This is a genomic window from Aquipuribacter nitratireducens (assembly GCF_037860835.1).
GTDB lineage: Bacteria > Actinomycetota > Actinomycetes > Actinomycetales > JBBAYJ01 > Aquipuribacter > Aquipuribacter nitratireducens.
Genome location: NZ_JBBEOG010000004.1, coordinates 327,271 through 341,000, shown reverse-complemented (window position 1 = coordinate 341,000; position 13,730 = coordinate 327,271). Strand labels below are relative to the sequence as shown.

Below are 13,730 nucleotides of genomic sequence, written 5' to 3'. Positions count from 1 at the left end.
ACGTGATCAGCACGACCAGCCCGAGGGGGACGACCGACGTCGACGCCGCGGACGCCGTCGTCGAGGCGATGGCCGAGGCGGCGCGGTGGGCGCCGTCGGTCCACAACACCCAGCCGTGGGTCCTGCGACGCCTGCCCGACGGCCTGCGCGTCGCGGTCGACGACGCGCGCGCGCTGCCGGTGCTCGACCCGGACGCCCGGCTCCGCACCATCTCGTGCGGGGCCGCGGCCGCGAACGCCGCGATCGCGGCCGCCGGCCTCGGCGTCCGCACGAGCACCCGGCTGCTGCCCGACGGACCCCGCGCGGCGGCCGTCGCCGACGTCCTCGTCACGGGACCGCGGGAGGCGACGGAGTGGGACCGGGCGCTCGCCCGGGCCGTGGCCGTGCGGCGCACCCACCGGCGGCTGCACGCCCGCGGCGACCTCGGCCCCGAGCTCCTCGACGCGCTGCGGGCGGTGGCCGCCGACGTCGGCGCCCGCCTCGTGGTGCTCGACGACCTCGGCCGCCACCGGCTCGCCCGGCTCCTCGTCCGGGCCGCGCACGAGCAGGAGCGCAACCCCCGCCTGCTCGCCGAGACGCGGTCGTGGCTGCGCCCGCCGCGCGGCCACCACGAGCCGCACCCCACGGACGGGATCCTCCTCGCGTCCCTCGGCACCACGCCGTACCCGACCGACTCCATCGTCCGTGAGGTCGGGCACGTGTCCCGCCTCACCGGCTCCCCGGTCCGGGACGAGGTCGAGGCGAGCACGACGGTGGTGCTCATGACACCGGGCGACGGCCGCCGGGACCACGCCGTCGCCGGCCTGGCGCTCGAGCGGGTGTGGCTCGAGGCGACGGCGGCCGGTGTCGTCGCGACCTTCGCGGACCAGGCCACGCAGCAGCGGGTCACCCGCGACGACGTGAGCGCCCTCGCGGGCCTGCCGGGTCACGCGCAGCTCGTGCTGCGGCTCGGCCGCCCGCTCGTCGACGTGCGCATCCCGCCACGGCGCCCCCTGGCGGACGTCCTCGACCCCGCCCCGCACGCCACGACCGAGGGGAGCCCCCGCTCATGAGCACGCTCGTCGACCCGCTCCCCGTCCCGGGCGGGCACCTGCCCCTCGACGTGCGACCGCGTCGTGTCGTCGTCGGCTACGACGGCTCGCCCGAGTCCCGCGCGGCGCTGCGCGAGGCCGTCGCCCGCGCCGGCTGGGCGGAGGCTCCGCTCGTCGTGGTGACGGCCGCCGAGCCCGTCGCGTTCGCGTACGAGCTCTACCCGGAGATCGAGGCCCTGGCCCGCGGCCACGCCGCCGACGCGATGGCGAGCGCGGTCGAGCACCTGCCGCTGGGGGACGTGTCCCAGCACGTCGCCGCCGGCACGCCGAGCTCGGTCCTCCTGCAGCTCGCACGCCCGGACGACCTGCTCGTCGTCGGGACGCGCGGGCAGGGCCGGGTGGAGCGGTGGCTCCTCGGCTCGACGAGCACGGGTGTCGCGACCCACGCGCCGTGCCCGGTGCTCGTGGTGCCCCGCGACGCCCGCCACGACGGTGCGGTCGTGGCGGGCGTCGACGGCTCCGCGGCGTCGTGGAGCGTGCTCGCGCACGCCCGCGCCGAGGCCGCCCGCCAGGGCACCTCGCTGCAGGTCGTCTCCGCCGTGCCGCCGCTGCCCACCCGCGTGGAGCCGGACGGCCTCGCCGTCGCGGCCGAGCGGCAGCGGGTCGCGGACGTCCGGCGCCTGCTCGCCCGGCTCGTCGAGCAGGCCGGCGTCGAGTCGCTGGCGTCGGTCGACGTGCAGGTGGAGGCGGACCCCGCCGCCGAGGTGCTGCGCCGCAAGGCCGGCGCCGCCCGGCTGCTCGTCGTCGGCTCGAAGGGCCACGGTGGTCTCCACGCGCTGCTGCTGGGGTCGGTGAGCCGGGCGGTGCTGCACCAGACGCCGTGCGCCGTGCTCGTCGTCCGCTCGCCCGCATGGTCGGAGACACCTGCGGGTACCCCCGCCGCATGACAGCGGCCGACCGTCCCGTCCGCACGACCCGCGCCACCGGACGCGTGTGGGGGGAGGTGCGCCTGACCGACTCCCTCGAGGGGCACGACCCCGACGCCCCCGTGCCGGGGTCCGCGCCGGTCGTCGTCGTCGGCGCGGGCATCACCGGGCTCACGACGGCGGTGCTCCTGCGCCGGTCCGGCGTCGACGTCGTGCTCCTCGAGGCACGGGAGCCCGGTGCGGGCACGACCGGCGGCACGAGCGGCAAGGTGTCGCTGCTCCAGGGCAGCCACCTGCAGGAGGTGCGCGGCCGGCACGGCGACGAGGGCGCCGCCCGGTACGTGGAGGAGAGCAGCCGCGCCCTCGACTGGGTGCGGGCCGAGGTGGCCGCCGCCCGGGGCACCGGGGAGATCCGCGACAACCACGTGTACGCCACCGGCGACTCGGGGCGACGGACCCTGGAGAAGGAGGCCGAGGCACTCGCCGCCACGGGAGTGGCCTCCACGTGGCACGACGTCGCCGACGAGCTGCCGTTCGACGTCACGGGGCTGGTGCGCGTCGCCGACCAGCTGCAGATCCACCCCGTCCGCTACCTCGAGCACCTGCTGCGGGAGGCGTGCGGCGGGGCGGACGAGGGCTGCGTCCGGCTCGTGAGCGGCGCGCGGGTGACCGACGTGCACGTCGGCAACCCCGTGCGGCTGGAGGGGACGTGGCGCGGGGCGCCGTTCCGGATCGCCGCCGAGCGGGTCGTCGTGGCGACGCTCCTGCCGTTCCTCGACCGCAGCGTCCTGTTCGCGCGATCGGAGCCGCACCGCTCGTGGTGTCTGAGCGCGCGACTCGCCGGCCCCGCCCCGCGCGGCATGTACCTGTCGGTCGACTCCCCCACCCGCTCGCTGCGCACCGCGACCGCGCCCGAGGAGGTGCTCGTCGGGGGGCAGGGCCACGTCACGGGTCGCGGCGGCGCGACCTCGGACCGCCTCGCCGAGCTCGACCGCTGGGCCCGGCAGCACTTCGACGTCGTCGACGTCACCGGCGCGTGGGCGGCACAGGACTACACGACGGCGGACCGGCTGCCGTGGGTCGGGCCCCTCGTCCCCGGCAGCGAGCGGGTGCTCGGGGCCGGTGGGTTCGCCAAGTGGGGCATGACGGGTGGCACCGCCGCGGCGCTGCAGCTCGCCGAGGGCGTCCTCGCCGCACGCTCGGGTGGATCCGCGACGTGGCCGTGGACGCCGTGGCGCCCGACCGCGCTGAGCCAGGCCGTCGGTGCCGCGCCGATGAACGCGGGTGTCGGTCTCCACCTCGCCGCCGGCTGGGCGCGGGCGGCGCGCACCGCCGACCACGGCGCCGCGCCCGTCGAGGGCGGCGGCGAGGTGCGCCGCCAGAAGGGTCGCGTGCCGTGCGGCATCAGCACCGTCGACGGCACGACGCACGAGCGCTCGGCGGTCTGCACCCACCTCGGTGGGGTCGTGTCGTGGAACGACGCGGAGCGCTCGTGGGACTGCCCCCTCCACGGCTCGCGGTTCGCTCCCGACGGGCAGGTCCTCGACGGCCCCGCCGTCCGCGACCTCCCGCCGTGCCCGACCGCCCAGGAGCGCAGCGAGGAAGGCAGCCGGGAAGGCAGCCAGGAGGGCTAGCGTGCGCCCGTGAGCGCCGTCGCCGTGACCGTCTTCGCCGGTGGCACGGTCCGGCCCGGCGCGGGGCTCGCGCCCTCGACTGCTCTCGCCGTGCGCGGCGACCGGGTCGTCGCGCTCGACGACGCCGCCCTCGCCCTGCGCACGGCCCCGGGCGCCGAGGTCGTCGACCTCGCCGGCGACGCCCTGCTGCCCGCGTTCGGCGACGGTCACGTCCACGCCCTCTTCGCCGGCCTCGAGCGGCTGGGTCCGCGGGTGTCGGGGCTGCGCAGCGTCGAGGCCGTCGTCGCCGAGGTCGCCCGGTGGGCGGCGGCACACGCGGACGCGGACTGGGTGGTGGGCGGCCGCTACGACCCGGTGCTCGCGCCGGGCGGGGACCTCGACGCCCGGCTCCTCGACGCGGCCGTGCCGGACCGGCCGGTCGTGCTCGACGCCACGGACCACCACACGATGTGGGTCAACAGCGAGGCGCTGCGCCGGTGCGGCATCGACGCCGCCACGCCCGAGCCGGCGGGGGGCCGGATCGTGCGCCGCGCCGACGGCAGCCCGCTCGGGACGCTGCGGGAGTGGGACGCCTGCGACCTCGTCCGCGCCCACCTGCCGGCCCGGACGGACGCCGAGCGGGTCGCCGCCGTGGCGGAGGCGACCGCGACGCTGGCGGCGAGTGGCGTCACGTGGCTGCAGGAGGCGTGGGTCGAGCTCGACACCGTGCCCGCGTGGCTCGAGGCCGCCCGGCAGGACCGGCTCGCCGCCCGCGTCGACCTCGCGATCCGCCTCGACCCCGACCGCTGGCGCGAGCAGCTGCCGCTCGTGCGGGACGCCGCGGCCGACGTCGCCCGCCTCGCCCACCCCCGCCTCACCGCCCGCACGGTCAAGGTGTTCGTCGACGGGGTGCTCGAGGGCGGCACCGCGACGCTGCTCGAGCCCTACCTGCCGCTGCCCGGGGACCGCGCCGCGTGCGCGTGCCCCCACCCGGGGCGCGGCCCCGCCGTCCGGCCCGCCGAGGGGTGGGGCCTGCCGGTGTGGTCGGGCCCGGAGCTGCGGGCGGCCCTCGCCGCGTACGCCGCGGCGGGCTTCCGGCCGCACCTCCACGTCATCGGGGACGCCGCGGTCCGGCTCGGTCTGGACGCCCTGGAGTCGCTGCGCCCGCGGGGCCCGCTGCCCGCGCGGCGCGCGGTGCTGGCCCACGTCCAGCTCGTCGACCCCGCCGACCTGCCCCGTCTCGCCGCGCTCGGCGTCGTCGCGAACTGCGAGCCGCTCTGGGCGGCCTGGGACCCCGTCCAGCGCGACCTCACCGCGCCGCGTCTCGGGCCGGTCCGCACCGCCCGGCAGTACCCGCTCGCCTCCCTCGTGCGCAGCGGCGCCCACGTGTCGTTCGGGTCGGACTGGCCCGTGACGAGCCACGTCCCGCTCGAGGGGATCCAGGTCGCCGTGACCCGGCGGCCCGTCGACGAACCGGCCCGTGCACCGTTCGTGCCGGCCGAGCGCCTCGACGTGGCGACGGCGCTCGACGCGTACAGCCGGGGCAGCGCCTACCAGGCGTTCGCCGACGACCGGGGCGTGCTGCGCCCCGGCGCCGAGGCCGACCTCGTCCGGCTGTCGGCCGACCCCCACGCCGTCGACGCCCGCGACCTGCACGCCGTCGAGGTGCGCGGCACGTGGTGCGCGGGTGCGCGAACGGCGTGAGGCGGCTCAGCGCTCGCGGACGCGGACGGTCACCGGCAGGACGACCCACAACCCGACCGTGAGGGTCGCGACGGCCGCCGAGATCGTGATCGCCGTGCCGCGGGTGAGGACGACGTCGAGGGCGAGCACGAGCGCGCCGAGGACCGCGCCGAGCAGGACGTACACGCCGACGATCGCGAAGCGGTTCGACCACACGACGATGTCCTCCTTGAGCCCGCGCCGGAAGAGCGTGCGGTGGAGGGCGACGGGCGCGATGAGGAACGCGGTCGCGACGGCGCACGCGACGAGCGTCATCGAGTACACGACGTGCGTGAAGCGGTCGGAGTCCGCGAACACGCGCGTGAACGCGATGGTGAGGAGGAAGGCGAAGAGGATCTGGGTGCCGGTCTGCGTGACGCGCAGCTCCTGGAGCAGCTCGTTGTAGTTGCGGTCGAGCCGTTCCGCCTCGGTCTCGTCGCGGCTCTCGCCGACGCGCAGCTGCCGACCCTCACGCCGGTGCGTCCGGCGCTGCGCCTCGATGCGCTTGTCCGGCCGCGCCTCCTCCGCCTCCGTGTCGCTCGCGCCCACGACCGCTCACCTCGCCTCTCCCCTGCGCACCGACTACCCCCGCGGTCGACACACCAAACCCCCGCTGGCACCATGCGTCGGTGGCAGCAGGAGGCCGGACGGAGGCCGCGCCGGACGACGGCCCCGAGCCGCACCGGCTCGACCTGCTCGCGCAGCAGCGGCAGCTCGACGGGCTCCTCGCGACCCGGGAGCACCCGGGCGCGTGGCGGCGCTCCCTCGTCCAGGCGCTGCCGGTTCCCGTCGTGCTCACCGACGTCGACGGGCTCGTGCTCGAGCTCAACGGCGCTGCCTGGACCCTCGTGGGTCGCAGGCGCGACGAGCTGCTCGAGCGCCCGTTCGAGGAGCTCGTCGCCGAGGGGGACGCGGCCCGCCTCCGCGAGGTCGTCCGGCTCGCGCGTGAGGTCGACGCCCCCCAGCAGCTGTCCCTGCGGCTGAAGGACGCGGAGGGCCGCGAGACGCCGCTCGACGTCGTCGCCAGCGCCGACCGCGCCGGTGACGGCACCCTGACGTGGGTCGGGGGCCACGGCCGCACCGGGCCGGACCACGACGACGACCTGCGGACGGCCGAGGCCTTCACGGAGATGTGCCGGCTGCCCCTGGAGGTGGAGAACGACGCGCGGCGTCTGCTCGCCCGCGCCGCGCTCCTCGTCGAGCGCGCGCTGCCGGCGTGCGACGGGGTGAGCGTGACGCTCGGCGCGCCGGAGGCACCCACCGCACAGGCCACGGACTCCGCGTTCGCCCAGGCCGTGGACGGCGCCCAGCTGCAGGCCGGGGACGGCCCCTGCCTGCGGGCCTTCCGCACCGGTCGGGCCCAGGACACCGGCAACCTGCGGGAGGACGCCCGCTGGCCGCGGTTCGCGGAGCTCGCCGCGCCCGTCGGTGCCGTCTCGGTGCTCGGTCTGCCGCTGCGCTCGGACCGGGAGTCGCTCGGCGTCCTCAACATCTACTCCCGCGACGTCGCCGCCTTCGGTGACCGGGACCGGCGGGTCGCGGACCTGCTCGTGAGCGCCGTGGTCGCCGTCGTCCGGGCGACGCAGGAGCGGGCGGGCCTCGTCGAGCTCGGCGACCAGCTCCGCGAGGCCCTCGCCTCGCGGGCGGTCATCGAGCAGGCGAAGGGCGTCCTCATGGGTCGGGAGGGCCTGACGGCCGACCAGGCCTTCGCGCGGCTCGTCGCGCTGAGCCGTCGCAGCAACGTCAAGCTGCGGGACGTGGCACGGCAGGTCGTCGACGGCACGGCGCCCGCCGCCTGAGCTCCGGCGCGTCCTCAGAGGGGGACGGGACGCCCCGCGAGGACCGCGTCCACCGCACCGGTGCCGCTGCGGGCGGCGAGCCGGACGTACGTCGCGGCCACCTCGGCCCGGTCGGTCCCCTCCAGCGGCACGACGCACACGACGCCGGTGCCCGACGCCTCCAGCGAGCGGGCGAGGGAGTGCCCGAGCGCGAGGACCGCGCCCCCGGCGGCGGCGAGGTCGAGCGGCGGCACGGCGCTCACCGTCGCCCCGGGCGCCTCCGCGGTGAGCAGGACCCGGCCGCCACCGGTCAGGTGGGGGGCGGCGGCGTGCACGAGGTGGACGACGGAGCCGACGAGCAGCGACCACGTCCGGTGCCACGTGTCGGGCCGGACGTCGGCGAGCGTCGGGGCGGCGGAGGCGCCCGTCACGGCGTGGACGAGCACGTCGAGCCCGCCCAGGTGCTCGACGGTGTCCGCGACGACCGTCGCGCAGCGCTGCGGGTCGGTGAGGTCCGTGGGCAGCAGGAGACCGGCGCGCCCCGCCCGGGTGACGTCGTCCTCCGCCGCCCGTGCGTCGTCGTGCGACCCCGCCCGGGCGTCGTCGTACGCGACGGCGACGTCCGCGCCCGCCCGGGCGAAGGCCGCCACCAGCGACCGTCCGAGACCCCGCTCGCCGCCGACGACGAGCACGTGGACCCCGCCCAGCGGTCGCTCCGGTCGACCCCCCGGACGTTCGGGAGGGAGCGGACCGCGCCCGTCACCCGGGGGCCGAGGCCCCACCGGCGCGGGACGGTCCTGCACCATCCCCGGGTCGAGGGGCGCCGTCAGCCGGCGCCCGTCTCCTGGTTCTCGTGCTCCATCTCCGCGCGCAGCCGGGCGAGTGCGCGTGAGAGCAGGCGCGACACCTGCATCTGGGTGACCCCGATCTGCTCGCCGATCTCCGACTGGGTCCTCTCGGCGAAGAAGCGTAGCGACAGGATGTGCCGGTCGCGCGCGGGCAGACGGGCGAGGAGCCGCTCGAGCGCGACCCGGTCCGCGACCCGCGACTGCTCGGGCTCGCCGTCGGAGACGGTGTCGGCCCACGTCGTGCCGGGGTCGTCGCCCGGAGGGGCGTCGAGGGACGCCGTCGTGTAGCCGTTGCCGGACACCAGCGCCTCCACGACGTCCTCCTGCCCGACCCCGAGCTCCGCCGCGACCTCCGCCACCGTGGCGGAGCGGCCGAGGTCGGCGGCGAGGCGCTGCGTCGCGGTGGCGACCTGCGCCCGCAGCTCCTGCACCCGCCGCGGCGGTCGCACCGCCCACCCGGTGTCGCGGAAGTAGCGCTTCACCTCGCCCGTCACCGTCGGCGCCGCGTAGGCCATGAAGTCCGTGCCGCGCTCCGCGTCGTAGCCCTGCGCGGCCTTGACGAGACCGAGGGAGGCGACCTGGACGAGGTCGTCGACCGGCACGCCGCGGTCGCGGTACCGCATCGCGAGCGCGCGGGCCGAGGGCAGGTTGAGGAGCACGACCTCCTCCTGCAGCAGCCGCCGCTGCTCCTCGCACTCGCAGCGAGCGATCCGCTCGAACAGCTCGTGGGTGCGCGCCTCGACCTCCGCACGGGCGGCGGCACGCTCCTCCGAGCGCTCCCTCGCGCGGTCGTGGGTCCGGTCCTGCGTCGCGGCGGTCACGCGAGGACCTCCTGCGCCGGACCGGTGCGCCGGTCGCTGAGGTCGTCGTGGAGCCCGACGACGGTGTCGACGAACCGGTCGGGGGCGTACGTGGCGCCGACGCGCTCGTGCCCGGCGAGCCCGTAGGCTTCGAGCCGGAACGCGTCCGACAGGAGGTCGGCGACCGCCGCCCGGGTGCCGGTGCGGTCGCGCGGCTCGACGACGAGGCCGGTGACGCGGTCGACGACCATCTCGTCGGCACCTCCCGTGCCGGAGACGACGACCGCGCGGCAGGCGGCCATCGCGGCGAGGACGCCGAGACCCCGGCCGGGCTGCGTGGAGACATCGACGACGAGGTGCGCCTCCGGGCAGACCAGGTCGGCGGGCCGCCGCTCGACGACGCAGCGCGTGCCGAGCCGGCGGACGACCGGCAGCGTGCGGAGCCGCTCCTTGACGACCCCGGCGGTGGCCTCGTCCAGGCCCGTGGTCCGACCGACGACGAGCCGCGCGCCGGGGTGGTGGAGCACCGCCTCGGCGACGGGGCGCAGCGCGCCGACGTCGGCGGGGTCGCCGACGGACAGCACGACGACGCCACCGTCCGCGGGCACCACCACCGGGTCGAGGTCGGTGGGACTGCTGAGGCCCGGGTTGGCGACGTGGAGGGTCGGCTTCGGGACGCCGCGCTGGGTGGCGACCCCGCGGGCCCACTCGTTCTCCACGAGGACGGCGTCGGCCGCGGCGAGCGCGGCCCAGCCGAGCCGGCCGAGGACGGAGCCGTCGAGCCGGTCGTCACCCGGCCAGGAGGGGAGCTGGTCGGCGTGGGCGACGACGGGCGTACCCGTGCTCGCCCGAGCGGTCGCGGCGACCGCGGCGGCTCGCCAGCCGACGGCGTGGACGGTCCCCTCCGGCGCCTCCTGCGCGAGGCGTCGCGCGATCGGCCCGGCGGCGGAGATCCCGTCGTGGCGCTGGGCGCCCGCGGGGGCGGGTTCGAAGATGTCGGCGTCGACGAGCGCCGCGGCGGGCGCGGCGTCGTCGTGCTGCAGCGCGGTCGGCTCGAGTGCGCTGACGAGCCGCACGTCGCGGCCACGCTCGCGCAGACGGGTGGCGAGCTCCGCGGCATCGGCGAGGCTCCGGGCGGTGGCGCCGAGCGGACGTCGTCCGGTGGGCCCCACGAGAACGGTGACAGTCATGCTCCAGCTCCTTGCGTCGCTGGCGGTGGCGCCGGTGGTCTAGAGCGCCGGCCCCGGGGTCTGTCGAAACCCGGAGCAGTGGTGCATGTCTATCGGCATCCCACGTTCGTGTCGAGACCAAACCCCGTGAACCGGGCACGGCGGGAATGGTTCGCCGGATCGCCGGGTACCTGCGCGACGTGGTCCTGCGCACCGCGCGCCGGCCACGGACCGTCACGACCCGTGAGGAGATCCCCTATGGCCACCGCCGACGTCCCCCGCCACGAGGGCGGCTCGTTCGAGCCGGTTCCCCGAGCCCCGCAGGACACCGCCCGCCCCTACCCGCCGGAGGCCGACCCGGTGTCGCGCGAGCCCGACGTGGAGCCCGCCCAGGTCACGGGCGACCAGGTGGACCCGCTGCCGGAGGAGCTGTACCCGGAGAACCCTCGGCAGGACGACAGGCGCGCCGACGGGGCCGAGCCGCCGGACTGACGGCGGACTGACGGCGGACTGACGGCGGACGAGGTCGAGCCCCGCACCCGAGGGGGGAGGCCGGGGCGGGGCTCGACCGATCTGGGGGTCGCGCGGGCGCTGCGGGTCAGAGGGGGCCGGTGGACCCGCTCTGGACCTCACCGCGCCAGGCGCCGGTGGCGGTGCCGCGCTCCTCGATGAAGCGCTTGAAGCTCTCGAGGTCCTTCTTCACCTGGCCCTCGACGAGGCCGAGGGCGTCGCCGGCCTTCTCGACCGCGCCCTCGGGCTCCCAGTCCATCGCGAGGGTGACCTCGGTGCGGTTGTCCGTCAGAGGGGAGAAGGTCACACGCCCGGCATGGGTCGGGCCGTCGACGCTGCGCCAGGAGACGCCCTGGTCGGGCTCCTGCACGAGGATCTCCGCGTCGAAGTCGCGGCTCACCCCTGCGATCTTCGTCTCCCAGTGGGTGCGCGTGTCGGACAGCTGCTGGATCGACTCGACCGCGCCCATGAACTGGGGGAAGTCCTCGAACTGCGTCCACTGGTCGTAGGCGACCTGGAGGGGGACGTCGACCTCGATGCTGCGGGTGATCGTGTCCATGGTGTCCTCTCGTCTGCGTGTCTGGGCCGTCGGCCCGGGACGTCAGCGAGGTACCCGGCGAAGGGGCGGACAAACGTGACGGATCGCACGTGCTGCCCCCCGCGGAGGGCAGGGCGTCAGACGCGGGCGAGGAGGTCGTCGAGCGCCGCCCACGCCAGCGCGGGAGTGGCGGCGTCGTGGCGGAACGCGAGCCTGGCGTCGACCGACCGACCCGCCCCCTCGACCCGCAGCACGACCCCGTGCCGGTCGAGCCGCACCGGTACCGGCACCCGCTCGGGGGACACGGCGACGCAGGCCGGCAGGTGCGCGGCCAGCGCCGCGACCGCGCCGGGGGCGGCCGCGAGCCCGAGGAGCAGGTCGGCCTCCTCCGCCGCGAGCGGGTCCGGGCGGGCGGCGCGGTAGTCCGCGGGGTCGACGTCGACCGTGGGCCGGCGGCGCTGCCCCGGTCGCGGGACGGAGGTCCACCGCACGGCGTGGGGTCGCAGCCGGAGCCCGTGGCGGGCGGTCCCGTCGACCGCCGTCACGCGCGTCACGAGCTCCGCGCTCCCCCGCACGCGACCGCGCAGCGCGAGCGGGGCGAGGTCCGTCACCCGGAGCACCACGTCACCGGTCCCGCTCGACGCCTCCCGCCCGGGGAGCGGACCGAGCGCGCCGAGCGGGCCGTCGGCGGCCAGGACCACGTCGCCGTCCTCGGCGACGCAGACCGGCCCGTCGAGCGTGGCGGAGCCGGCCGCCCACGACACGTGCACCGAGCCGGCCGCGGCGAGGGCGGAGCGGACGCGGTCGGCGGGTCGGTACGCGGTCACCCGTCGAGGTTAGGCTCACCTCACTCGAAAAAGCAACGCGAGCGCGAGCAATCTCCGCGACGGGGGCGCGTGCGCGATCCTTCGGTCGTGAACCCGCCCCGCCACCCCCTGCGCGAGCTGTGGTCCCGGTACCGCGCCTACCGGCCGCGCCTCGTCCTCGCCGTCGCGATGTCGGTCGTCAACAAGGTGATGGACGTCGTGCCCGAGCTCGTCATCGGCGCCGCTATCGACGTCGTCGTGCGCGGCGACGACTCGCTCGTCGCGGCCGTCCTCGGCGTCGAGGACCGGTTCACGCAGCTCGCCGTGCTCGCGGGCGTCAACGTCGTCGTGTGGGTGCTGGAGTCGGCGACCGACTACGCGGCTCAGGTGCTGTGGCGCGGCCTCGCCCAGGCGGTCGAGCACGACCTGCGGACCGAGGCGTACGCCCACGTGCAGTCCCTCGACCTCACGTGGCACGAGGCACGCACGACCGGGGGCACGCTCGCCGTCCTCAACGACGACGTCAACCAGCTCGAGCGCTTCCTCGACGTCGGCGCGCCCCGCGTCATCCAGGTCGTCCTCAACGTCGTCCTCGTGGGGGCCGTCTTCGCAGCGAGCTCGTGGACGCTGACCGTCCTCGCGTTCCTGCCGATCCCCGTCATCGTCGTGGGGTCGCTGTGGTTCCAGCAGCGCCTGCGCCCGTTGTACGCGGAGGTGAGGCGGACCAACGGCGCCCTCAGCGGGACCCTCGCCGCCAACCTCGGGGGCCTGCCGACGATCCGGGCGTTCACGGCGGAGGACCGCGAGACCGCGCGCGTCGCCCGGGCCTCGCTCGCCTACCGCAGCGCCAACACCCGGGCGATCCGCAGCTCGGCGGCGTTCGTGCCGCTCATCCGCATGGCGATCCTCGCGGGGTTCACGACGACCCTGCTCCTCGGGGGTTGGGCGGCCCTGCGGGGTGAGCTCGAGGTCGGCCTGTACTCGGTGCTCGTCTTCATGACGCAGCGGCTGCTGTGGCCGCTCACCGACGTCGGGGAGATGCTCGACCTCTACCAGCGGGGCATGGCGTCCGCGCGCCGCGTGCTCGGGCTGCTGCGCGAGCGAGCCCGCGTCGTGCCCGGCGCGCGCTCCCTGCCGGCGCCCGTCCGCGGCGGGGTCACCCTGCGCGACGTGCGCGCCGGCTACGACGACGGCCCCGACGTGCTCCGCGGCCTCGACCTCGAGGTGCCCCCTGGAGAGGTCCACGCGGTCGTCGGTCCGACCGGCGCGGGCAAGTCGACCCTGCTGCGGCTCGTCCTGCGCTTCCAGGACCCACGCTCGGGCCAGGTGCTCCTCGACGGGGTCGACGTGCGGGAGCTGTCGTGGGAGGCGCTGCGAGGCTCCATCGGCTACGTGAGCCAGGACGTCTTCCTGTTCCGGGGCAGCGTGCGCGACAACATCGCGTACGGCCGGCCCGACGCGAGCGACGAGGCGGTGGTCGCGGCGGCCCGTGCCGCGGAGGCGCACGACTTCGTCGAGGCGCTGCCCGACGGCTACGCCACTGTCGTCGGCGAGCGCGGCGCGACGCTGTCCGGCGGGCAGCGGCAGCGCCTCGCCCTCGCGCGGGCGCTCCTGCGCGACCCGGCCCTGCTCGTGCTCGACGAGGCGACGAGCGCCGTCGACAACGACACCGAGGCCGCGATCCAGCGCTCGCTGGCCCGCGTCACCGCCGGTCGCAGCACCCTGATGGTCGCCCACCGGCTCTCCACCGTCCGCGACGCGCACCGCATCTGGGTGCTCGACGGCGGCCGGGTCGCCGAGGCCGGCACGCACGACGAGCTCGTCTCCCGGGGCGGGGCCTACGCCGCGATGTGGGCGGTCCAGACCGGCGAGCGGACGGCGGCTGCGGCGGGCGGGTGACGGCCGGCGACTGGGACGTCCGAGCGGCGACTGGGACGTTCTCGGGGTCACGGGGGCGCGCTGAGCCCGCAAACGTCCCACTCGGCGACG

At 76.8% G+C, this 13,730-nt stretch carries 13 protein-coding genes; 7 read left to right on the top strand and 6 right to left on the bottom strand.

Annotated elements, in window-relative coordinates; all coding sequences use genetic code 11:
- Positions 1 to 2: 2 nt before the first annotated feature.
- From WAB14_RS10335 to WAB14_RS10320, 4 genes are read left to right on the top strand one after another with little or no spacing between them, the layout of a single operon-like run.
- Positions 3 to 1,052: an Acg family FMN-binding oxidoreductase gene (locus WAB14_RS10335; protein WP_340269555.1), complete on the top strand. Its 1,050-nt coding sequence runs from the start codon at positions 3 to 5 to the stop codon at positions 1,050 to 1,052.
- A complete protein-coding gene (locus WAB14_RS10330; RefSeq protein WP_340269553.1) occupies positions 1,049 to 1,978 on the top strand; it encodes a universal stress protein in 930 nt (309 codons plus the stop codon). Before WAB14_RS10335 ends, WAB14_RS10330 begins: the two co-directional genes overlap by 4 nt.
- Positions 1,975 to 3,591 carry an FAD-dependent oxidoreductase gene (locus WAB14_RS10325; protein WP_340269551.1) on the top strand — a complete coding sequence of 539 codons (1,617 nt, stop codon included), beginning with the start codon at positions 1,975 to 1,977 and terminating at the stop codon, positions 3,589 to 3,591. Before WAB14_RS10330 ends, WAB14_RS10325 begins: the two co-directional genes overlap by 4 nt.
- Before the next feature lie 9 nt (positions 3,592 to 3,600).
- Positions 3,601 to 5,274: an amidohydrolase gene (locus tag WAB14_RS10320; RefSeq protein WP_340269549.1), complete on the top strand. Its 1,674-nt coding sequence runs from the start codon at positions 3,601 to 3,603 to the stop codon at positions 5,272 to 5,274.
- 6 nt (positions 5,275 to 5,280) lie between these two features.
- Here the strand turns inward: WAB14_RS10320 and WAB14_RS10315 are convergent, their stop codons facing one another.
- Complete coding sequence (locus WAB14_RS10315; protein WP_340269547.1) at positions 5,281 to 5,841, bottom strand: DUF6328 family protein; 561 nt, start codon at positions 5,839 to 5,841, stop codon at positions 5,281 to 5,283.
- An 80-nt stretch (positions 5,842 to 5,921) separates the two neighbouring features.
- Between WAB14_RS10315 and WAB14_RS10310 the strand changes: the two genes are divergently transcribed.
- Positions 5,922 to 7,091, top strand: a complete 1,170-nt coding sequence (locus WAB14_RS10310; RefSeq protein ID WP_340269545.1) for an ANTAR domain-containing protein — start codon at positions 5,922 to 5,924, stop codon at positions 7,089 to 7,091.
- 14 nt (positions 7,092 to 7,105) lie between these two features.
- Here WAB14_RS10310 and WAB14_RS10305 read toward each other — a convergent pair whose 3' ends face one another.
- The 3 genes from WAB14_RS10305 to WAB14_RS10295 form a co-directional block, all read right to left on the bottom strand.
- A complete protein-coding gene (locus WAB14_RS10305; protein WP_340269543.1) occupies positions 7,106 to 7,762 on the bottom strand; it encodes an SDR family oxidoreductase in 657 nt (218 codons plus the stop codon).
- A gap of 134 nt (positions 7,763 to 7,896) precedes the next feature.
- The gene (locus tag WAB14_RS10300) at positions 7,897 to 8,739 is read right to left on the bottom strand and encodes a SigB/SigF/SigG family RNA polymerase sigma factor (protein ID WP_340269541.1); all 843 of its coding nucleotides are present in this window, start codon (positions 8,737 to 8,739) and stop codon (positions 7,897 to 7,899) included.
- Positions 8,736 to 9,908 carry a glycosyltransferase gene (locus WAB14_RS10295; protein WP_340269539.1) on the bottom strand — a complete coding sequence of 391 codons (1,173 nt, stop codon included), beginning with the start codon at positions 9,906 to 9,908 and terminating at the stop codon, positions 8,736 to 8,738. Before WAB14_RS10295 ends, WAB14_RS10300 begins: the two co-directional genes overlap by 4 nt.
- 237 nt (positions 9,909 to 10,145) lie before the next feature.
- Between WAB14_RS10295 and WAB14_RS10290 the strand changes: the two genes are divergently transcribed.
- A complete protein-coding gene (locus WAB14_RS10290) occupies positions 10,146 to 10,379 on the top strand; it encodes a hypothetical protein (protein ID WP_340269537.1) in 234 nt (77 codons plus the stop codon).
- 106 nt (positions 10,380 to 10,485) lie between these two features.
- Here the strand turns inward: WAB14_RS10290 and WAB14_RS10285 are convergent, their stop codons facing one another.
- Both WAB14_RS10285 and WAB14_RS10280 read right to left on the bottom strand, forming a co-directional pair.
- On the bottom strand, positions 10,486 to 10,956 hold the full coding sequence (locus WAB14_RS10285) for an SRPBCC family protein (protein WP_340269536.1): 471 nt from the start codon (positions 10,954 to 10,956) through the stop codon (positions 10,486 to 10,488).
- Positions 10,957 to 11,072: 116 nt separating this feature from the next.
- Positions 11,073 to 11,762, bottom strand: a complete 690-nt coding sequence (locus WAB14_RS10280; RefSeq protein WP_340269534.1) for a hypothetical protein — start codon at positions 11,760 to 11,762, stop codon at positions 11,073 to 11,075.
- Between the two features lie 87 nt (positions 11,763 to 11,849).
- Between WAB14_RS10280 and WAB14_RS10275 the strand changes: the two genes are divergently transcribed.
- Complete coding sequence (locus tag WAB14_RS10275; RefSeq protein WP_340269532.1) at positions 11,850 to 13,640, top strand: ABC transporter ATP-binding protein; 1,791 nt, start codon at positions 11,850 to 11,852, stop codon at positions 13,638 to 13,640.
- The last annotated feature ends 90 nt before the right edge of the window (positions 13,641 to 13,730 follow it).

What these genes read in the sequence shown, in the direction of transcription:
- WAB14_RS10330 (WP_340269553.1), top strand. Translation starts at nt 1,049, where the DNA reads ATGAGCACGCTCGTCGACCCGCTCCCCGTCCCGGGCGGGCACCTGCCC.
- WAB14_RS10325 (WP_340269551.1), top strand. Translation starts at nt 1,975, where the DNA reads ATGACAGCGGCCGACCGTCCCGTCCGCACGACCCGCGCCACCGGACGC.
- WAB14_RS10295 (WP_340269539.1), bottom strand. Translation starts at nt 9,908, where the DNA reads ATGACTGTCACCGTTCTCGTGGGGCCCACCGGACGACGTCCGCTCGGC.
- WAB14_RS10290 (WP_340269537.1), top strand. Translation starts at nt 10,146, where the DNA reads ATGGCCACCGCCGACGTCCCCCGCCACGAGGGCGGCTCGTTCGAGCCG.
- WAB14_RS10285 (WP_340269536.1), bottom strand. Translation starts at nt 10,956, where the DNA reads ATGGACACGATCACCCGCAGCATCGAGGTCGACGTCCCCCTCCAGGTC.